The sequence below is a fragment of the Halomonas sp. N3-2A genome, from assembly GCF_002216165.1.
Classification (GTDB): Bacteria; Pseudomonadota; Gammaproteobacteria; order Pseudomonadales; family Halomonadaceae; genus Vreelandella.
In genome coordinates, this window is record NZ_CP022286.1 from 2,884,231 (window position 1) to 2,904,966 (window position 20,736).

General features: G+C 50.7%; 20 protein-coding genes. 11 read left to right on the top strand and 9 right to left on the bottom strand.

All coding sequences use genetic code 11. From position 1 onward, the window contains the following. Positions 1–49 precede the first annotated feature (49 nt). Positions 50–952, top strand: a complete 903-nt coding sequence (locus tag CEK60_RS13495; RefSeq protein ID WP_089039461.1) for a LysR family transcriptional regulator — start codon at positions 50–52, stop codon at positions 950–952. 13 nt (positions 953–965) lie between these two features. Here the strand turns inward: CEK60_RS13495 and CEK60_RS13500 are convergent, their stop codons facing one another. Next, positions 966–1,871: a LysR family transcriptional regulator gene (locus CEK60_RS13500; RefSeq protein ID WP_089039462.1), complete on the bottom strand. Its 906-nt coding sequence runs from the start codon at positions 1,869–1,871 to the stop codon at positions 966–968. Positions 1,872–1,990: 119 nt separating this feature from the next. On the opposite strand from CEK60_RS13500, the gene CEK60_RS13505 reads away from it, so the two are divergent. After that, a complete protein-coding gene (locus CEK60_RS13505) occupies positions 1,991–2,761 on the top strand; it encodes an NAD(P)H-dependent oxidoreductase (RefSeq protein WP_089039463.1) in 771 nt (256 codons plus the stop codon). A gap of 126 nt (positions 2,762–2,887) precedes the next feature. On the opposite strand, the gene CEK60_RS13510 is transcribed toward CEK60_RS13505, so the two are convergent. Continuing rightward, a complete protein-coding gene (locus CEK60_RS13510; protein ID WP_089039464.1) occupies positions 2,888–3,490 on the bottom strand; it encodes a glutathione S-transferase N-terminal domain-containing protein in 603 nt (200 codons plus the stop codon). Next, positions 3,490–4,710, bottom strand: coding sequence for a YbfB/YjiJ family MFS transporter (locus tag CEK60_RS13515; protein ID WP_089039465.1), 1,221 nt, complete (start codon positions 4,708–4,710; stop codon positions 3,490–3,492). Before CEK60_RS13515 ends, CEK60_RS13510 begins: the two co-directional genes overlap by 1 nt. A 183-nt stretch (positions 4,711–4,893) precedes the next feature. Here CEK60_RS13515 and CEK60_RS13520 point away from each other — a divergent pair, with 183 nt between their 5' ends. After that, entirely contained in the window at positions 4,894–5,763 is an 870-nt protein-coding gene (locus tag CEK60_RS13520) for a LysR family transcriptional regulator (protein ID WP_089039466.1), read from the top strand. A 5-nt stretch (positions 5,764–5,768) separates the two neighbouring features. Here the strand turns inward: CEK60_RS13520 and CEK60_RS13525 are convergent, their stop codons facing one another. Together CEK60_RS13525 and CEK60_RS13530 are read right to left on the bottom strand one after the other, a co-directional pair. Beyond that, entirely contained in the window at positions 5,769–6,368 is a 600-nt protein-coding gene (locus CEK60_RS13525; RefSeq protein WP_089039467.1) for a class I SAM-dependent methyltransferase, read from the bottom strand. A 40-nt stretch (positions 6,369–6,408) separates the two neighbouring features. Next, complete coding sequence (locus tag CEK60_RS13530; RefSeq protein ID WP_089039468.1) at positions 6,409–7,350, bottom strand: LysR family transcriptional regulator; 942 nt, start codon at positions 7,348–7,350, stop codon at positions 6,409–6,411. A 58-nt stretch (positions 7,351–7,408) separates the two neighbouring features. Between CEK60_RS13530 and CEK60_RS13535 the strand changes: the two genes are divergently transcribed. Next, positions 7,409–8,392, top strand: coding sequence for an aldo/keto reductase (locus CEK60_RS13535; RefSeq protein WP_089039469.1), 984 nt, complete (start codon positions 7,409–7,411; stop codon positions 8,390–8,392). A gap of 24 nt (positions 8,393–8,416) precedes the next feature. Here CEK60_RS13535 and CEK60_RS13540 read toward each other — a convergent pair whose 3' ends face one another. Then, entirely contained in the window at positions 8,417–9,220 is an 804-nt protein-coding gene (locus CEK60_RS13540; protein ID WP_089039470.1) for an AraC family transcriptional regulator, read from the bottom strand. A 92-nt stretch (positions 9,221–9,312) separates the two neighbouring features. On the opposite strand from CEK60_RS13540, the gene CEK60_RS13545 reads away from it, so the two are divergent. Then, positions 9,313–10,707: an SLC13 family permease gene (locus tag CEK60_RS13545; RefSeq protein WP_089039471.1), complete on the top strand. Its 1,395-nt coding sequence runs from the start codon at positions 9,313–9,315 to the stop codon at positions 10,705–10,707. A 219-nt stretch (positions 10,708–10,926) separates the two neighbouring features. On the opposite strand, the gene CEK60_RS13550 is transcribed toward CEK60_RS13545, so the two are convergent. Then, complete coding sequence (locus tag CEK60_RS13550; RefSeq protein ID WP_038477195.1) at positions 10,927–11,316, bottom strand: VOC family protein; 390 nt, start codon at positions 11,314–11,316, stop codon at positions 10,927–10,929. Positions 11,317–11,649: 333 nt separating this feature from the next. On the opposite strand from CEK60_RS13550, the gene CEK60_RS13555 reads away from it, so the two are divergent. The 6 genes from CEK60_RS13555 to CEK60_RS13580 all read left to right on the top strand — a co-directional run bounded on the left by CEK60_RS13555 (position 11,650) and on the right by CEK60_RS13580 (position 19,179). Continuing rightward, positions 11,650–12,198 (top strand): adenylate kinase, encoded by a 549-nt coding sequence (locus CEK60_RS13555; RefSeq protein ID WP_089039472.1) that lies wholly within the window; start codon positions 11,650–11,652, stop codon positions 12,196–12,198. A gap of 161 nt (positions 12,199–12,359) precedes the next feature. Continuing rightward, the gene (locus CEK60_RS13560; protein ID WP_089039473.1) at positions 12,360–13,295 is read left to right on the top strand and encodes a glycerophosphodiester phosphodiesterase family protein; all 936 of its coding nucleotides are present in this window, start codon (positions 12,360–12,362) and stop codon (positions 13,293–13,295) included. A 439-nt stretch (positions 13,296–13,734) separates the two neighbouring features. Further along, positions 13,735–14,259, top strand: coding sequence for a hypothetical protein (locus tag CEK60_RS13565; RefSeq protein WP_226912961.1), 525 nt, complete (start codon positions 13,735–13,737; stop codon positions 14,257–14,259). Beyond that, a complete protein-coding gene (locus CEK60_RS13570) occupies positions 14,228–15,463 on the top strand; it encodes a hypothetical protein (protein WP_198361364.1) in 1,236 nt (411 codons plus the stop codon). Before CEK60_RS13565 ends, CEK60_RS13570 begins: the two co-directional genes overlap by 32 nt. Positions 15,464–15,478: 15 nt before the next feature. After that, the gene (locus tag CEK60_RS13575) at positions 15,479–18,349 is read left to right on the top strand and encodes a bifunctional diguanylate cyclase/phosphodiesterase (RefSeq protein ID WP_089039474.1); all 2,871 of its coding nucleotides are present in this window, start codon (positions 15,479–15,481) and stop codon (positions 18,347–18,349) included. A 26-nt stretch (positions 18,350–18,375) separates the two neighbouring features. Then, complete coding sequence (locus CEK60_RS13580; RefSeq protein WP_089039475.1) at positions 18,376–19,179, top strand: PEP-CTERM/exosortase system-associated acyltransferase; 804 nt, start codon at positions 18,376–18,378, stop codon at positions 19,177–19,179. Between the two features lie 32 nt (positions 19,180–19,211). Here the strand turns inward: CEK60_RS13580 and CEK60_RS13585 are convergent, their stop codons facing one another. Both CEK60_RS13585 and nfsA read right to left on the bottom strand, forming a co-directional pair. After that, entirely contained in the window at positions 19,212–19,841 is a 630-nt protein-coding gene (locus CEK60_RS13585; RefSeq protein WP_089039476.1) for a hypothetical protein, read from the bottom strand. A gap of 142 nt (positions 19,842–19,983) precedes the next feature. Then, positions 19,984–20,715: an oxygen-insensitive NADPH nitroreductase gene (nfsA, locus tag CEK60_RS13590; protein ID WP_089039477.1), complete on the bottom strand. Its 732-nt coding sequence runs from the start codon at positions 20,713–20,715 to the stop codon at positions 19,984–19,986. Between the last annotated feature and the right edge of the window lie 21 nt (positions 20,716–20,736).

Consider the following 20,736-nt stretch of genomic DNA (forward strand, 5'->3'; position numbering starts at 1 on the left):
GTGAGTTTTAATCAACTATTAAAACAGAACTATCATTATGGGATCAGCAATGCAGAACAGCATGCCGCCGCTTAGCGCCCTGCGCGCCTTTGAAGCCACTGCCCGATTGGGTAGCGTGACCGCTGCTGCCGATGAGCTAAGCGTTACCCATGGCGCGGTTAGCCGTCAACTTAAAAGCCTGGATGAGCATTTTGGTGTAGCACTATTTGCAAAAGCAGGGCGTGGTCTGGTGCTGACTCACCATGGTGAGCAACTGCAAAGCGGCGTGGGCGAGGCATTTAGCAAACTGCGCAATAGTTGCGCAGCACTCAAGCGTGATGTGGAAGAAGCGCCCTTTACCCTGGCCTGCCCTGGCAGCCTGCTAGCGCGCTGGCTAATTCCCCGCCTGGATCGCCTGAACCAAGAGCTGCCGCAACTGAAGCTAAAAGTCGTAGTAAGTGACAGCGAACTGCCCGGTCAACAGGTAGATACCAGCGCCACCCTGGCGTTTATTGAACCGCCCTGGCCCGCGGATGTGAAGGTTATCGAGCTACTTCCCGAGCAGATTTGCCCAGTAGCAAGCCCACTACTAGCCGCGCACATTGACCCAGCCAAGCCAGAATCGTTATTTGCCAACAAGCTGTTAGTGACCGCTTCACGTCCCCAGGCGTGGCCACAGTGGGTGAGCGCCAAAGGGCTAGAGCAACGTGCATTGGAGGATGCCCTTCAACAGGGCCAAGGGTTTGCCCATCTTTATTATCTGATTGAAGCAGCCGTGGCGGGCTTGGGCGTAGCAATAGCGCCCAAGCTACTGGTGGAAGACGATTTACGCAGCGGGCGGCTTGTGGCCCCCTGGGGAAGTATCGAAACGCCCGCCCGCCTCTGCCTATGGCTGCCGAAACAAACCAACAGCCGCCGCAGCGAGCCACTGGCAGAGTGGCTTAAGCAGGAATTGGGGGCTGGCCACTGCTAGTCTGGCTACTCCTTTAGCGCTTGTTTGCACAAAGTATGTGGGCTATTTGTTCACGCACCCAACGATGTGCACTGTGACCATGGTTACGCTCATGCCACACCATACCGACTTTGAATCCCAGTGATTTAATGGGGGATTCAACAATTTTAAGGTCGGAACGTTGGGCGACTAAACGCCGTGGTACCAGCGCCACAAGAGGCGAGTGAGCAACAATTTCAGGGATGAACAGGAATGAAGCGGTCGATAGCACAACATTGCGCTTATAGCCCAATGTGTGTAAGACCTGATCCACTGGGGTGAAGAAATTGTCTCCACTGAGCGACACAATCACATGCTCAAGTTGGACATAATCTTCAATTGTCATTTCATCACTGAGTCGCGGGTGGTTCTCGCAGCCAACCAACACATAGGTTTCGTCGTACAGGGGTCTTGATCGTAAAGTCTGTGGTGCTTCTTCTGGCGTCATAAGTGCAAGGTCCACTTCACCACACGCCATCAGGGCTTCCAACCGAGGTGGTTCCAGATTACGTATTGCGATCCTGACGCCGGGTGCCTCTCGCCTTAACTCGTTCATGATCGACAAACCAACAACCGTTTGCAGATAGTCGGTACATGCAATCGTGATGGTCAGCTTTGCTTGGGCAGGCTCAAAGTGCTGGTGCGTTGTTAGCGTCTCTCGCACCTGATCTAGTGCAAAACGCAATGGGGAAAGTAACTCCAACGCTTTGGCGGTAGGCATCATTCCACGATGAGCAGGAATCAGTAGCGGATCATTGAACATATCCCGAAGGCGACTCAACTGAGCGCTGACAGCAGGCTGGCTAAGATTCAGCCGCGCGGCCGCTCTGGTGACATTTTGCTCTTCAAGCAAAGCCTCTAATGTCACCAACAAATTAAGGTCAAGTCTTTTGGTATCCATGCTTACGATAGTAAGTCATAAAACTATTAATTTCACTGATACTTCAATCTTGCGCACACTGCCTACTGTATCCACTTAGAGTGATAGTCACTCGCTAACTCGCCTCTAGGAGCAGCAAAGTGTCCAAGACCATATTGATGGTGTATGCCCACCCCGAACCCACATCACTAACCCGCCTATTCGTTACCGAAACGATACGAATACTGGAACAACAAGGCCATGTCGTGCTGCAATCAGACCTATATGGCATGGGTTGGAAGGCGACTTTTGATGAGCAGGATTTCCCCAACCGTATAAACCAAGACCGGCTAGATTTTATCCAAGAGTCGCAGCACGCTTATACCAATCACCAACAGACGTTGGATGTTGCCGCAGAGCAAGACAAGCTGCTTGCCGCCGATGCAGTCATATTTCATTTCCCTCTTTGGTGGTTTGGTATGCCCGCCATTCTCAAAGGCTGGATAGATCGCGTGTATGCCTACGGATTCGCCTACGGATACAAAGGCGAAGGTAACCGGTATCGCTATGGGGACGGTATTCTCAAAGGCAAACGAGCCCTACTTTCAGTAATGGTGGGGGGACCAGAGGAGGACTATTCGCCCCGTGGCATTAATGGACCCTTGGAGGAGTTGTTATTTCCCATCACCCACGGCGCTCTCTTTTTTCCCGGCTTGGATGTACTTCCCACCCATGCCGTGTATGGCAGCGGCAAGCTTTCAAACGCTAACGTAGAGAAAGAACTCGCCACTTGGCACCTTCGCCTCAATCATCTCTTTAATGAATCACCTATTCCCTTCCGGTGCCAAAATGGTGGAGAGTATCAATTTAACATCCTCGCCGATCATATCGCCGCTGGAAAAAAGGGACTGACCATTCACATCGACAATTAGCCGAGCGGTAGAAATCAAGACCATAAATACAAGGACGCTTAACTATATAGCATTACTAACACATGTAACTTTGGAGTCGTGGGGGAAGGCGCAACACATCATGGCCTCCCCCTTCTGACTCTCTCACTACACAAATGCAGTCTGCTGAAAACTATCCCTGTCAATTACTGTGGCATGCCATGCTTTGAGCTGTGGGTACGCTTCCTTCCAGTGCACTTCTGGCAATCTGAAGGCCACGTACTCTAGCGCAACCGCGCAGGCGATTTCACCAAGCGTCATCGACGGCGCCAGCTGACTTTCGTGGAGTTCACTGTCCAGTTGCTCCACTATTCGTTGCATGGCTCGCTGGCGCCTTCGCCCAAGCTCACTGTGATCAATCTCAGCGCCATAGTGCTTTCTGGCGATAACGGTCGTAAACGCAACATCCATCAGATTCTGACCAAGCCCGGCCAGATGCAGTACATTCGCTAATCGAGCTTGGGGAATCATGGGCGAGCTAGTACTGACGCTATCAAGATAAACAGCAATCAACATCGACTCGCTAAGTGTCGTGCCTTCGTCAGTCACTAGCGCTGGAATTCGCCCGGCGGGATTAACCTCTAGCAGCGCTTGGTCATCTGCCCAAGGGTCGCACCAGCGCAATGTAACGTCATCCACCAGCCCCTTCTCAAGTAAGATGATCCGCGCTAGGCGCGCATAGGGTGACGTTGCGTTAAGAAAAAGCTGCATTATGGCCTCCGGTTCTTATTGGAGAGAGGAACAGTAGAGAGTGGGGTGTGACGCTGCTGCTGGCTTCGGCTCAGCAGCACCAGTACAAAGCCGCCTACCAACACCAGGCTGCTAATCGCAAATAGCGGTGAATAAGTGCCCCAGGCAACATAGAGCGCCGACATCGCGTAGCCAGCAAACGCTTGAGCCGCAGCGAAAGCAGCAGTCGCTTGCCCCCAGAGCTTTTTGTGGGCGGTAGGGCCGACTAATTCAGCCAGTCGTCCAGACGTCAGCGCAACAATACCTGGGATCATCGCGCCTACCACAAACGATGAAACTGACTGACTAAGCAATGCGAGTGAAAATACTGGCAGCGACACAGCGGCAGCCTTAGCTAAAAAAGCGAGGGTTAAACCATGGTGCCAGCCCACTTTTCGCGCCAACGTTCCTACTACCAGTGGCCCGCACACAGCGCCCAAGCCGAAAATGCCCCACTGTAGAGAAGCCGCTTGATGCCCTAAGGCATTTTCTCTGGCGAGATAATCCACCCAAAATACGGTATGTGGAACAAACCCGACGGCGTCCAGGGCATACGCCCCGATCACCAGTAGCACAGCGGCATTTATTCCTGCATACCTGGTCTGGCTTGTTGACTTTTCCTGGCTAGCCACCGGCGGTGAGGAGAGCTGAGTAACGCCCCAGTCACATACCAGAGCAGCAGCAATACAGAGCAGACCCAGCGTTGCCCAGGTAACCGTTAGGCTTAGCTCCAGAAGCACTGGCACCACCGATGCGGAAAGCAGTGCACCGAAGCCAATGCCAGTAAATACCAGGGCACCGACACTCGTCCGCCTTTCCGGAGGCGTGGTCGACAGAGCCAACGATGGGCCAACCACCATGAGAATGGCGCCAGCAATACCTGAGACTAATCGCCAAAAGAAAAACCAGCTAAAACTGCCCGCCCCCGCACAGAGGAAAAAGCTCAGTGCGATCGCTACGAAACTTGCCCCCATCACCGCGCGAACAGAAAAACGCTCACTTAGTGTGTGAGCAGACAACGCACCAATAAAGTAGCCGAGAAGATTAGCAGCCCCAAGATAAGCTCCTTGGCTGGCACTGAACCACCCTTCTTGAATCAGTGCCGGTAATAGCGGTGTGTAGGCAAAACGGGCGATGCCTATTCCTGCCAAGGTGGCCATCACGCCGGTCATCAGAGCAGGCAAGTCTTTGCTATTGATCATGTCGTATCCTTCCTAAATCGCTGTGCGGCAAGATTGGCAACAGGCGTATTTACCAGTAGCTTACGCACACCAACAATTCTTTAGAAACGATTTATAGTGATAGCCTCTATCTTTTTTTGAGATAGCTCTTAAGATGGCTATTGAGATGCTTTTTGAGTCGGTGGTCGCTTAAGGGAGATAAGAATGCAGTTTAAATCATTGCAGCTGTTTATGGCGGTGGCAGAAACCGGCAGCTTTATGGCTGCCGCAAAGCAACTGCACACGGTGCAATCTAACGTGACCACGCATATCAAAAAACTTGAGGAGGAATTAGGCGTGCAGCTGGTTCATCGCGCGGGTGGCGTGCGCCTTACGTCTGCGGGGCTAGCGTTACTGGATTATGCAGAACGGTTGCTGGCAGTACATGACGAAGCATTGATGCTGTTTCAAAGCGCAGAGAACGCAACAGGCCAGCTGCGCTTGGGGTCGATGGAAACGACTATGGCGCTACGCCTTCCCCCGATACTGGCGGCCTATCATGCTGACTTTCCAGAGGTTGATATGACCCTGGCGACCGGTCCCACCGCCAGTTTGATCGAGAAGCTGATGGACGGTCAGGCGGATGGTGTGTTTGTGGCCGGCGCTATCGATCATCATCGCTATCATTCGCTCAAAGTCTTCAGCGAACAGCTTGTGCTGGTAAGTTCAGCCCCTATGACGAGCGTACCCAGCTCTGAAGAACTACTGACAGCAACGTTTCTCGCATTTCGCCAGGGATGTAGTTACCGGCAACGTATCGAATTACTGCTGGCATCTCAGGGAATAAATGCCGTGCGTGTTTTTGAGTTTGGCACGCTAGACGCCATGCTTGGTTGCGTAGCAGCCGGGATGGGGTACACCGTGCTGCCACGTATTATCATTGAAGCGCACCAGCACCGCTTCGGCATTCACGCGATGGAACTGCCCTCCGCGATTGCCAATATCGATACCTATTTTGTCACATCGGAACCCGCTACTTGGTCGCCCGCCTTAGCCCGTTTTGTCGATACGTTACACCAGCAAGCCAGGCTATAGACTCTTCATCCCTTCTGAACAATCAAGTACGCGTGCAGTTCAGGATGTTGGTCATACTCTAGGTGCTTGCATACTGTGCCAAGCTTTATCAGCAGGGATAAAAAGCCGTTAGTACCGAGCGATGAGTAGTAAACCGGTGGCCCCATGAAGCTGTCCGTGTGATCACCGAGTTCATCAGTGCCACCGAAGGAGAAGATAAAGACGCCACCTTCGCTCAGGCTATTAATAATCCTGGTTATCACAGCTTCCTGCTGAGCCAATGGAATATGCCAGATGCTATCCCACGCAGTAATGACATCGTATTTGCCCGGCGGTTGCCACTGACAAATATCCTGGTGGTGAAAAGTCACGTCTGGATGTTTCTGTTTAGCCAGCCGCACCATTTCAGCAGAAATATCCACCCCCTCTGGTGTAAAGCCTTCCTGCTGTAGCAGATCAATAAAACGTCCTGTGCAACCACAGCCAATATCCAGCGCCCTGCCTCGATTCTTCACAAACGCTAGCGCTCTTTTGTGCGCGTCTATACCGTTCGCGAGATTAAATTTTTCGCTCTGCCAGAGATGAGTGATCTGGTTGTATGCACGGCCAATATCGGTGGGAGTCATGGGTAGTCTTTGGATACAAAGTGAGAGTTTAGTCACTATATCATCCACTCAAGCGAGTGTGGTTGCTGGCGACCAGATCAATAAGAAAGTCCGCCACGGCACGGGTTCGGCGTGACTGTGTAAGATCTGTTTGGATGACGAGGTAAATAGGCTGGTCCACGCCAAGATCAGCAGCAATACAGACTAATCCAGCCTCCTGAGCCAAAAAGTGCGGTAATACTGCAATCCCCAGCCCAGCTTTAGCTGCCGCGATTTGGGTCGCCACAGAGGTAGTGGTTAACGCGGGTTCTCGCCCTTGTAGAACGCGCTCGACCCACTGTGCTGCAGGCAGGTGCGCTTGCGTCTCCCCCCAGGTGATAAAGGCATCCATGTCGTAGCCGCCAGCATCAAGAGTCGTCTTACGCTGCGCCGCATAGGCTGAGCTAGCGTAAAGCCCATAGCCTAAGGAACCCAAGCGGCGAAGGGTGACATTACCGCGTTCGGGTTTGACCATTCTGAGGGCTAGATCGGCATCACGACGGTGTAGATTGACAGTAGAGATATCCGTCACTAGCTCAAGCGTAATGCCAGGATACTGACGACGAAATTGCGCAAGCGCAGGTAGAATCAATGCCGTTGCCAAATTCTCTGCGGTCGCCAAACGCACTCTACCACTCAGTTGTGAGTGGCGGGACACATCGGTGGTAAACGCCACCGCAGCCGCTTCCAGCGCTTCAGCTTTCTCGACCAGCCCTGCTCCTTCCTCGGTCAGTTGGTAGCCCGACTGCTGGCGCACAAATAGCGGTAGTTTAAGCGCTTTTTCCAGCCGTTCGATACGCCGAGAGAGCGTCGCAATGCCCAAATGGAGTTCTGCTGCGGCACCACTCAGCGTCCCGTGACGAGCCACAGCCAGAAAGGCGCGGGTGTCATCCCACACCCACCCACGGGGCATCTGTTTTTCAAAACCGGAAAATGGCTTATCGAATTCGTTCATTTTTTTCATTATAGGATAGTGCCACGCTGTCACTCCGCTACTCAAGAACGGTTTACGGAGAGACAGCATGCAACAACGTACACTTGGCACCGACCTTTCTATTTCCGCTATTGGCCTGGGCTGCATGGGAATGAGTGAATTCTACGGCCCACGGGATGACAGTGAATCACTACGCGTATTGGCGCAGGCAGTGGAGCTGGGCATCGATTTTTTTGATACGGCAGATATGTACGGACCGCACCATAACGAAGAGCTGATTGGCCGCTTCCTCGCTAAGCATAAGCCGCAAGTGCGTATCGCAACTAAGTTTGGCATTGTGCGCAACCCCGGTGAGTATCAACGACGCCTGGACAACAGCGCCGAGTATGCGCGCAAGGCCTGCGAGGCATCGCTGCGGCGGTTAGGGGTCGAGCAAATCGATCTCTACTACGTCCATCGCGTTACCCCGGATGCGCCTATTGAAGAGACCATGGAAGGCCTCACCCAGCTAGTCAAAGAGGGAAAAATTGCCCATATCGGCCTGTGCGAGGTCAGCGCTGACACCTTGCGCCGCGCCCATGCAGTGCACCCGATTACTGCCGTCCAAACCGAGTATTCGCTTTGGACACGCGACGTAGAGCAGGCGGTGCTCCCCACCTGTAACGAGCTAGGCATCGGCTTTGTGCCCTACTCGCCACTAGGCCGGGGATTCTTGACGGGTAGATTTCAGGATACTGCGGATTTCGAGGAAGGCGATTTTCGCCCTAACTTGCCGCGCTTTTCAGATCAGGCCATGAGCACCAACCGCCGAATCGCCGACGTGATTGGTGAAGTGGCCGCCAACAAAGGCTGCACACCTGCACAGCTATCGCTCGCCTGGCTACTGTCTAAAGGCCCCAACATCGTGCCAATTCCAGGGACTAAGCGGCTGCGCTACCTTGAAGAGAATGCAGCAGCAACGTCGATTACCCTTACCGCTGATGAGCAACGTCAGTTGGAAGCAGCCACCGCACGCATTCCAGTGATCGGTGAGCGCTACACGCCGGAAGGCATGAAAGGGGTTAATGCATGAGTAAACTAACGCCTAATCGCCGCATTATTGGCAGCGGGCGCGGACTTGAGGTGTATAGCCAAACTCCGTTTTGAAGGCAGCCACAAAACTGCTGACGCTTTTATAGCCTACCGTATAGGCCACTGCGGTTGAGCTTTCGCCTCTATCCAGGGCTTCAAGCGCGTTCATCAACTTGAAGCGGGTACGCCATTGGCGAAAGGTCAGCCCGGTGTCGGACTTAAATAGCCTTTCTAGCGTTCGTACGCTCGCCCCGGCAAGGCCCGCCAGCTCAGCTAATGTGTGGCGATTATCCGGGTGGTTGACCATGTGGCTAATGATACGTCGCAACCGCGGGTCAGTCCCAGAAGGTAGCGACAAATTCTCAGCGGGTAGACTATTTAGCTCATCAATCGCGACTAGGCCTAGGCGCGTCGTGCTGGCATCGTCGTCGCGACACTTTAGGGAATCGTTTAGCCTTAGCACAATCTCGCGCATCAACGTGCTCATCGCCACCATCACCACCTGGGTGTCCTGATCACGTGCCCTACAAGTAGGATCAATGTAGAGGTTGCGGGTTTCCACCAGCGTTTCACAACTCACTTGGTGGAGACAGTTACTGGGTATCCACACGCTGTGAGTAGAGGGTACAACCCACACCGCTTGTTCACTGGTAACACGCAGCACGCCGTGTTTAGCCCATAGCAATTGCCCGCGAGGGTGAGCGTGCGGCAATACCCCAGTTTCAGCCTGCATACTGCGAGCGCGAGTCAATACAGGGCGACTAGGATCGAGGACGAACGCTATATCACTGGGTGGCGACATTGTCGCTTTATCGCTATTTATTGTCATATCTTGCCCTCAACACGTCAGCATGCAGGCGCTATTGTAGGTCCAGCTGCGCGCACCGCGCAATTGAGTTCATCGCCACCAGGACCCCCTTCATGCTTCGTTCACTTCGCTTTTCCCACGCAATAACAACAGCGGCTTTATTGGTGGCTTTGTTATTGGCATTTTTTCCCTTAGCGGGCAATCCAGCGTCATTTTCTTACAGCGCTGGCATGGTACTGCTCACGCTGGTGCTGTGGAGTACCGGGATACTCCCCCCATTTCTGACTGGCCTGATCTTCTTTGCGCTGGTTAGCATATTGGGTCTGCTAGCGCCGGAGCAGCTATTCGCCGGGTTTGGCTCGACAGCCGTGTGGATGGTTATCTCCGGATTTGTAATTGGCTCAGCCATTACATCAAGCAAGCTTGGCGATCAACTAGCGGCCGTATTAGCACCACTGCTAACGGCAAGCTATCCACGGCTGATTGGGGGATTAGTGTTAACCGCCGTAGCACTAGGCTTTGTGATGCCCTCTTCAGCGGGTCGAGCGGTGGTATTGATTCCTATTGGTTTAGCATTGGCTGAACGAGTGGGCTTTGAGCCGGGCAGCGCTGGCCGACTGGGCGTAGCCACTGCTCTTGCTGCCGCTTGTAACATGCCAAGTTTTGCGGTGCTTCCATCCAACCTCCCTAATATGATTTTGGCAGGTGCAAGTGAAAGTCTATATGGCATTCATTTTGGCTATGCGGAGTATCTACTACTGCACTTTCCTATTTTGGGAATGCTAAAAGCACTATTGATCGTGGCGCTGGTAATAGTGGTATTCCCAGCCCGCATTGACCCACAGTTCAAGCAAGCCGTCGCTGAAACCAAATTTTCCGGCGATGCGACACAGCAAAAAAAAGTGGCTGTCATACTGGGCATTACGTTGATGTTTTGGGTTACCGATACGCTACACGGCATCAACCCTGCGTGGGTGGGGCTGATGGCAGCGGTAGTGCTAATGATGCCAAAGGTCGGTGTCATGGCCCCGAAATCATTCAATGGAGCGACAGATTTTGGCACCGTAGTATTTGTGGCCGCAGCATTGGGGGTGGGAACACTGGTAAATGTCTCAGGCATTGGCAGTGTTATGGGAAGAGAGTTTAGTCAACTGCTGGAGACGAGCAACAGTAGCCCCTTCTGGGACTTTATGTCGCTTTCATTGATGGCCACCTTGACTGGAGTAGTCGCCACCACACCCAATGTAGCTACCATACTAACTCCCATGGCCACCGAATTCGCCGCGGCTTCAGAGCTGTCACTTTCCACGGTATTAATGACTCAGGTAGTAGGCTTTTCCACCGTCATTTTTCCGTATCAGGTGGCGCCCTTGATTATGGCCATGCAGCTATCTAAAGAGCCTCTGAGCCAATTGTTGAAAATCATCATCCCATTAGCGCTAATAACGATCTTACTATTGATGCCATTAGACTACCTTTGGTGGCGACTGTTGGGTTGGGTGGGTTAGAGACACCCAGTAACGATTGCTCTAGCCCAACGACGGAGCAATTTCCTCAAACAATTTCCTCAAACAATCTCATCAATTGAGCGCCTTCCATCCAGCAGCAGATACTCCTGGTTAGTCATACTAGGAGTTTGCGCCAACGGCGTCGTTATTGCTCCTCTTGATTTGTGCAATTCAACCTTAACAGAGGAGCTGTTTGTTGATTCTGCGTTGGCTTAGCATCTATCGATGAGGATAGACGACAAACGCCAACTTGTTGCCGTCTGGATCTCGTACGTAGGCGGCGAAAAAACCTTCACCATACTGAGGGCGGTAACCTGGTGGACCTTCATCGCTGCCCCCGTTCTGCATCGCTAATTGATAGAGCGTATCGACTTCTTTAGGATCAGCAAATTGAAACGCGGTCATAGTGCCGTTGCCAACGCTAGCGGGATAACCATTAAAGGGAAAACCAACAAAGAACCTTGGCACATTGACATCATCTGGGTCGCCGAAAGAAACGCAGGCATCGTCTTGCCAGCACACATCCAGCCCCATACTGTTAAACAACGGCGCATAAAAGCGAAGTGCACGCTCCAGGTTATGCGTTCCTACCATTGTATAAGCAATCATTGTGGCTACCTCTTATCGTCTATCTCCTTGTTTAGCTACTTAGTTCAGATAGCCGCCGATCGCTGGGCTATCAGTGAGAAGATAAGCAGTCCCCTTTCCCTACTCGCACATCGCAAAGTCACTCTTCTGGCTCTCCAAACCAAATTTCTTATCTTTGGCGCTAATGGCGGCTACTCGTTCAGGCTGTTTGATCATTAACGACATCCTGAAAAGAAGCTTAGCAGTTCCTAGGCGTTGGTAACTCACTGTGAGCCTTTTAGTTTCTTTTCTTAAGTTCACTTGCCCGTGTTTAGAACACTCTTTAAACTACTGCGCCGCTCAGGAGATCCCCCCATGAAAATTAATGTGGTCGGCACTAGTGGTTGTGGCAAAAGCACACTGGCTAAACAACTCGCAGTAGCGCTGAACACCACTCACATTCAGCTTGACCAGCTGTTTTGGTGCGCTAACTGGGAGGGCACGCCCGACGATGTCTTTTTCAGCAATCTGGAGGAGGCACTGTCGGCCTCCACCAATGGGTGGGTATTGGATGGCAACTTTGATCGCACGCGGCCAATTAAGTGGCGCGATGTCGATATGGTGGTGTGGATCGACTTCCCCTTCTGGCGTGTCTTCAGCCAAGCCTGCTCACGAGCCATAAAGCGTATTATTAGCAGAGAAGAGATCTGGCCCGGTACAGGAAACCGCGAAAGCTTTCGCCAAACATTTTTAAGCCGTAATTCAGTATTGCTCTGGTCGCTTAAAACATGGCATCAAAACCGCAAACGTTACTTCGCCGATATGATTGATCCACGCTATGCCCATATCCAGTTTGTGCGTTTAACCTCGCGTAGAGAAGCGCAGGTGCTAGTGGATAACCTCCACCATAATGCCTCTGTCTAAACTATGTAGCTTTTAATGCTTACCTCATGTGTATTTCCTTTGGTAAGCCGAATAGCTGCGCTAATCGGCTGCCAAGGCCCCCTTGGAAGATGTACCCCGTTTGGCATTTGCGTGAGGAGACCTGTAGGATAATTGAACAACTGTTCAACTAAGGAATTTCTATGCAACGTCATCCGCTGATTACTGCCGTGTCACTGGGTCTTTTTGCTGGTGCTGCTACGTCCACTGCACTCGCAGAGGCAACGCCACTAGAGCAGCAGCTAAAGGATCTGGAGTCGTTTCAGGTAATCGCTCATCGCGGTGCCAGCGGACATGCACCGGAAAGCACCATGGCAGCCTATGAACTGGCCCACGAGTGGGGAGCTGATTACCTGGAACTGGACGTTCAGCTCACCTCCGATGGTGAGTTAGTAGTATTCCATGATGATGCCATCGATCGCACCAGTGACGGCGAAGGCCATATTCATGATTACACGCTAGAAGAGCTAAAGGCTCTTGATACCGGTACCTGGTTCAACGACGCCAATGTCGATAAGGCAGATACGGCCTTTGAAGGAGCGCAAATACTCACACTGGAAGAGCTATTTGAGCGCTTTGGTCACGATGCTCGTTACTACATTGAAACCAAGTCCCCTCTGTTGAACCCTGGTTTAGAAGAAGCCTTGGTTGAGGCACTTGAAGAACACGAAATGATTGAAAATGGTCGGGTGCTGGTGCAATCGTTTGAGCAGGGTAGCCTACTCAAAGTACATGAGCTTAATGAACATATCCCCCTCATCCAGTTGGTGTGGTACTCGCCCAGTGAGGAAGATAATGATCGTTTAGTGGAGTGGACAGGTGTTACTCCAGCGCCAGCAGACATCACTGACGAAGACTTTCAGACAATCGCAGCGTACGCGGCAGGTATCGGCACGAATGTGACGTATAACGGCGAAGACGTTATTGATGCTGATTTTATTCGCCAAGCTCAAGAGAACGGCCTTCCCGTTCACGTTTACACCATCAATGAAACTGATGAGATGAAGCGTTTACAGGACTGGGGCGTCAACGGTTTATTTACCGATTACGCTGACCGGCTTCTTGAACTCGCGGACTAACCCAGCATTGGCTCGCCGCTTTTACGCTCGGCTTTGGTCGGGCGTTTTAGTTGATCGAGGTGGACCCAAGCTCTCCCCTCTCAAGCCTGATCGCAATTAGCAACAGCTTAACTATCGAGAAGTAGGTTCATTGAACGCATGTATTTAGCGCTTCAAGCACTGCCCTCGTGTGTCATCGTCAATCAACCTTGCGATGCGATATTTCCAGACGATACATACTTTCATCGCAGAGCATTTCGTTGATTGTTATGTAGGTAAGATCAACAAAATTGATGTAGGGTTTAAAACTGTGCCGTTTCGACTTAGCGTTGCCGAGCCGAGGTTCAAAAGTTTATCTGTCATCACACAAAATATTTATAAAACAAAAATTTGCCTCTAGAGACTGAAGAGGAGTAAGCGTCATCATTTCACACACATATAGCGTGCTAGTACGAATGGTATGCTGCATGGACTGGGCGTTCAGCAGGCGATGGAAAAGACTCGCGCTATGCCGTCTCTTTACTTGATACGTATCGCTTGCCAACAAATCAAACGGGGCCTTACTGGGTTGGTGCTGGCTTTTCTTTTGGCCGGACAAACCCATGCACAATCCGTTGATCAAGACGCAGCCATACTTCTAGTAGCGCACCCAGCGGTAGCCACGCAATGGCTAAACCGTGACACAACGCGGGCGATATTTGCCATGCGCCAACGTACATGGCCTGACGGCGATGCCGTACAGGTATTTGTGCTGCCAAACCGAGATCCTGTACATGCGCGTTTCACCAAAGAGCAGCTCGCCGTTTATCCACATCAGCTACAACTGGCATGGGATCGCATGGTGTTTTCTGGCATGGGGCAAGCGCCTAATCGCGTTGCTGATCAGCTCGAAATGCGCGAGAAGATTGCAAATACTCCTGGCGCGCTGGGATATCTTGAAAGGGAGTATCTGGATGAAAATGTCCAAGTTATTTCAATGGAATGAGCATTTTTCCGTTATCCGCAGGCCCACTGTAGCCATACTCACAAGTTTGCTAGCACTGCCTATTTGCTCGTCCGCCTGGGCAAACGAAAACGTGCTCGACACTCTGCAAGTACATGGTTTCCTGAGCCAGGCGCTTATCATCACCGACGATAATGATTTCTTCGGTAGCAGCAGTGAGAATGCAGGAAGTCTGGAGTATACCGAAATAGGTGTTAACGCCTCTCTCCGCCCTCACCGCAATGTGCTGGTGGCCGCTCAGGTGCTTAGCCGTCGCGCCGGTGGTGAAACTAGCGATGCCATCCCAACGCTAGATTATGGCGTGGTGGATTATCAGATGGTCTCCAACCAGCAGCGTACTCTAGGCCTTCAGGTAGGTAGATTTAAAAACCCCTTCGGCATTTATAACCAAACGCGTGACGTCGCTTTCACGCGCCCCAGCATCTTATTGCCACAATCAATCTATTTTGATCGCACTCGATCGTTGGGAATGGCTGGCGATGGCGCCAGTATTTATCATGAAGAGCGAACCCAGTCCGGCGTTTTTCGCTTTCAAGCAGGCGTTGGTAAAACCCGCATAGAGGACGATGTCGATCAAGCGCTTGGGTTGAAGCGTTTTCCAGGATCGTTACGCGCGGGCTATTCTGCGATTGGCCAAATTCGCTATGAAGACAACGGTGGACACTTTCTAATGGCACTTAGCACCGCTAGTGCTAACGCTGACTATGAAGACGCTCAACCTCCACTAACTAATGGCAGCTTCCAGTTTCAGCCTTGGGTATTTTCATTGCAATACAATGACGAGCTGTGGAGCTTAACCTCTGAGTATGCGCTGAGAACAATTGAACTAGATGGCTTTAATCCTGCCATTGACCAGAAAAAAACCGGTGAAAGCTGGTATGTGCAATATACGCGTCGTATGGACCATGATTGGCAGTGGTTAATTCGCTTTGATCGTTTGGTAAATGATCGAAATGACCGTTCAGGTACTCGCTACGCACAAAGTGGTTTGGGCCCTGCCCATTCTCAATTTGCAGATGACATTACCTTTGGCGTTCAGTGGACACCCAGACCCAACCTAATGTTGGCAGGTGAATATCATCATGTGGACGGTACTGGTTGGCTACCCTTACATAAAGACGCGGATGCATCTGAAACAAGCCGACATTGGAATATGTTGCTCTTCCAGCTTTCACTGCGCTTTTGATCGGGATACGCAGAGATGACCACACGTTCGTCCCCTAAAGCGCGCTACCGGCTTAGTTTGACTTGGCGTGTTATCGCGCTGAGCAGCCTATTACTGCTAGCGCTTGTGGCACTCTTTATATGGTTAGGCCAACACCAGCTCACTCAACAGTTAGAAAGTAGTCGGATGGAAAGCCATGAGCGGCAGCAGCGCGAGATAAGCTTAGCGATGCAACGCTCATCGGATAACTTACGCCAGTTGGCGGGCTTAACCGCTGCGGCGCCGGAACTTGGAAGCGCGCTACAAGAGAACAACCAGGACGAGCTAGCTGATGTGCTCAGAGCACAGTGGCCTTCTCTGCAATTAGAAGCGGGGATTGATGAAATCTTTGTTTTTAATACCCAAGGGGCAAGAGTGGGTTACTCAGGTGCCAACGACCCGCTGATTGATCTGCCCATTCAAGGCTGGATAAGTAGTGTACTAACCACAGAGTCACCCATTACCACACTACGTTGCGCCATAACATGCCAGCAGTTTGCTGCGGTTCCTGTTCTTATGGAAGGCGCTAGCATCGGCATGGTCGTATTATCGCGCTCACTTGCCGATGTTACGCGACAAGCGAAAGAAGTCTCTAATAGCGAAATAGCACTGATGGTGACAGGGCGCATTACTGGCTCCCTCCCCGCCGAGGCGCTTCTACTGGAAGATTGGAACGGCCATATTCTAGCGCTTACAAACCGTGACCAGACACTCTCTGTACTTCAACGCGCCTCTCAAGACGTCTTTCTGAATCAATTGGTTCACATGCCTTTTAGCCTTGAATACATGAACCGATATTTTGAATTAAGTGCCGTATATATGGAGGAAGACGCCGACTGGCGCAGCACTGGGTATTTCCTACTTATTTCAGATATCACTGCTCAGATCGCCGCTATTCGTACAGCAACGAAGACACTACTTGTGGTGGGCTTAGTTGGCTGGTTAGCTGCCGAGCTATTACTGTTGATTATCCTATTGGGTCCAATGGATCGGCTACGGCGAGTCGCGGGCCTATTGCCTGCGCTGGCAAACGGTGAGTTTCGTCTTGTAAGAGATAAACTACCATTGCCTCGGCGGCATTTTTCTAATGAAATTGATCGGCTGGAAGATTCAACCCGTGAGCTTTCCCACCAGCTAGAAGCACTGGAACAGAGTGTCCAAGAACATAGCGGACAGCTAGCCGAACGCGTCGATGAGCTAGCCAAAGAGCGTGATTTTGTTAATAGCCTACTCGACACTGCACAGGTCTTTATTGTTGTTCAAAATAGCACTGGGCGTATCCAACTGATTAATGGCTACACGCTAGAAAGATTAGGGCTAAAAGACGCCGATATCATTGGGCGCCATTTCTCTGACATCTTTGATCAAAGTGCTCACTTGGGATTGCCTAGCAACAATGTGGATGAAGCCGACAGCGAAAGTAATGCTAATGGCAGCACCGTGACTCACCTCAGTGTTTCCAGCCAGGAAGAAAAGACATTTCAAACTCAGGATAGACGCTCTTTTACTGTCGTTTGGTACCACGCTTCTTTGGCCAACAGTAACAATCACAACGCCTCTAAGATATCCGTTGGGCTAGACATCACCGAACGTAAAGCTGCTGAGGCACGTTTAACGTGGCTGGCGGAACACGATCCATTAACGGAACTCTATAATCGTCGCTATTTCCAAGATGCCTTGCAGCGCACTATCGCTAATCAAGCCAAAGGCGCTGTTTTGCTACTAGACCTAGACCAGTTTAAAGAGATCAATGAGCTCAGTGGCCATCATGTAGGCGACCGTCTTTTACGCGAAGTTGCTGATACGCTTTTTTTAAATCTCAGTCAGCGAAGCATTATTGCCCGTCTAGGTGGTGATGAATTTGCCCTGCTGCTGGAAGATATTAGCAGTGAACAAGCAATTAACGTGGCTGAGTATATTGCTCAGTTACTGGACGGCCTTAGCTTTTCAGCCACAGAAAGAAAGCATCATGTTTCCGCCAGCATCGGTATCGCGCTATTCCCTGTTAATGGGCAGACACCGGCTGACCTGTTAGCTAGCGCCGATATGGCCATGTACAAAGCAAAAGAGAGTGGCAACCAGCATTGGTACCTTCTCAAGCAAGCGGAAAATGCTAAAGATGAGCTTCAAGAACGCGTCTATTGGGTAGAGCGACTGCACAAGGCACTAGAAAACGACGAATTTGAACTGTGGGCGCAGCCCATTGTGCGGCTGAAGGACCGCGATATTAAGCATTACGAAGTATTGCTACGTATGCGTAATGGCGATGGTAGCTTAGTCGCTCCGGGACAATTTATACCGGTTGCTGAACAAAGCGGTTTAATTGTTCAAGTTGACCGTTGGGTGCTGCGCCATAGCCTAGCAGCACTGGCAACGCTACAAAAAGAGGGCTTGTCATTGGCTGTAAATTTATCAGGCCAGTCTTTACATGATTTAGGTTTAAAACAGTTTCTGGCAGATCAATTAAAAACCAGTGGTGCTGACCCCCATCATCTCATTTTAGAAGTAACAGAGACGGCGGCTATTACGGATTTCTCAACAGCGCGCAACGTATTGCAAGCCTTAAGGGATTTAGGCTGCCGAACAGCACTCGATGACTTTGGAATTGGATTTAGCAGTTTTCACTATCTTAGTCAGCTCCCGGTGGACTATATTAAAATTGATGGTTCTTTTATTCGCAGCTTACTTATCGATACGGATAGCCACACGCTTGTCAAAGCGATTGCCGATATAGCAAGAGGTTTCGGTAAACAGACTATTGCTGAATTTGTAGATCAAGAAGCACTGATACCTGTTCTTCTTTCGTATGGCATTCAGTATGGACAGGGCTATCATCTAGGGAAACCTGAAAAAATTCGACTTTGGTAAGTGCCGCACTCAGAAGGAAGCAACAGATGCTAGCAGGGAAAACCACCCAAGAGAGTGAGTTTGACGATAAAAGTAATCATAAGGGGATGATTGACAAATTTATCGACGAATATCATTTTTTTATTGCTAACACCGACGACCAAAAACGGCGCGCCTTTCGCCTACGGCATGATGTTTTTTTAAAAGAGTTCAACTATGAGATGCATGAGGATGAGGCGCGTTTGTACGAGTCCGACGAGTACGATAATCACTCGGTTCATTGCCTGATAGAACACAAACGTAGTGGCATTCTTGCAGGGTGCGTAAGATTAGTCATGCCCTTTTCCGGTAACACTAACCCTCCTGATCATTTACCTGTTCAAAACCAAGGGGAGCAGTTACTAAACCACCCTACATTAACGCCGTTTAAGCTACCGCCCCTTGAAACGTGTGAAGTATCACGATTAGCCATTTCTAAAAATTTCAGAACACGAAAATCTAGCACCCCAGAAGAAGTAGCAGGTAATGAAGTCGTTTTATTTTCACAAGATGAGGCAAAGACATTCTCACTCGTCGCCCTGGGTCTTTTCTTATGCACCTACTCTATCGTTGGCTTAACTAATCGCCGACATGTTTTTGCAATGATGGAACCTCGCCTTCCCCGTTTATTGGCGATATCAGGTTTTAAGTTCACCAAAGTTAGTGAGCCGATTGTGTATCATGGTACTCGCCATGCTTACTACATCGACTATCATGTGGCGAAACAAGAGATGAGCGAGCGTCTGATCCCGTTATACGAATATATCGTAAAAACATTAAAGCCTCAGATCGCTCACACATTTATCTCTTAACGCATTTTTTAAAACCCGGCTCGTTCAACGATTTAAGAAAGCGCCGTTTGCCGAAAATCATGAACTGAAATGCTGGCGAATTTTTCTAGAAAAAATACCAGTGTTTCAGGATACTGAAAGTGGCGTTCAAATGTCTCTTGCCCGTTTTTGCCACGCCGCGTCACTTTGGCATGATATTGACTGCCTACCTTAGTAACGTTAACGCTATTTTCTTGTTCACCTTCGTAATGAACAGCAGATAAAGGCGAAGCGCTATCAAGCATTTTTGCAAGCTGCTTTGCAGCATCAGCCTCTACAGGCGTTGCCCATAGTCGCTGATCACGTTTTCCATAGTGAAACAGTACGATGACCAGCATTACGGAGAAGATACTGCTTGTTAGCATCCAGGTAAGTGCAATGCTGGAAACGGGAAGGATGAAGATCACCAGCATCTGACCTACTGCCATGACTGCCAGCACCATGGCTAAGGGCTGCCACATACGGGGATTCATAAACCCACGTTTGAGTACGTAGCCCCACAGCCCTATCACGGCGAGCACTCCCAACACGAGGTGAGCCACAGCAAACGGTGTTCCCCCGCCTGAGAAAATGGCCATTAGCCCGATAAGTGGAAACAGGCTGTAAAAAGCTGCTAGCAGGTAATAAGCGCGCTGAAGATTCATCAATAGCTCCTTTTATTGTTATCGGCACTGCTTTTGGCATGCAACCAGTATAGATGAACGCGATTATCGTGCAGCGCAAGAAACCTGCTCTTTTAAACGCCTTACCCCACGGTGATGAGCTGCTTCATGCTCCGCTCGTTGGTTACTTCATTTCAAAGCCACGCTTCGCTAAAAAGTCACGCATGTGAGGACGCAGTTTTGAATCGAAGAGCGGCGTTAGATTATGCGACCAGTCAGTCGTTTTGTTACCCGTGCTGCGTGTTTGGTAGTAAGCCTGCATAGTGCTGTCAAACGCCTCGACTTGCTCAGTATCTTCACGGTAAGTATCTTCCTTGAGAATAGCCTCTACCGGCAGACGCGGCTTAACCTCAGGGTCATGGGCCGGATAACCAAGGCACATACCAAACACCGGATAAACATGGTCAGGCAAGTGCAAAAGCTCGCTGATCGCCTGAGGATTATTGCGGATACCTCCGATATAACAAATGCCAAGCCCTTCAGACTCGGCGGCCACTGCAATGTTTTGTGCCACTAGAGCAGTATCAACGGTGGCGACCAATAGCTGCTCTGTCATACCTCGTTCAACGTTGGCACCTGTCCGTTCAGACGCCTCTGTCGGGCGCTTCATATCCGCACAAAATACTAAAAAAACCGCGCTACTTGCGACATAACCTTGACCACCGGCGTATTCCGCGATTTTTTCGCGATTCGCTGAGTCGGTGACATTAATAATGGTGTAGGCCTGCACATGGCTTGATGTCGCTGCGGCCTGGCCCGCTTTGATGAGCTCTAACAGCAGCCCACGCGAAATCTTCTGATCGGTAAATTTGCGGATAGAGCGGTGGGATTGAAGCAGTTTGATAACATCATTCATTTCGTCTCGCCTCTTAATACT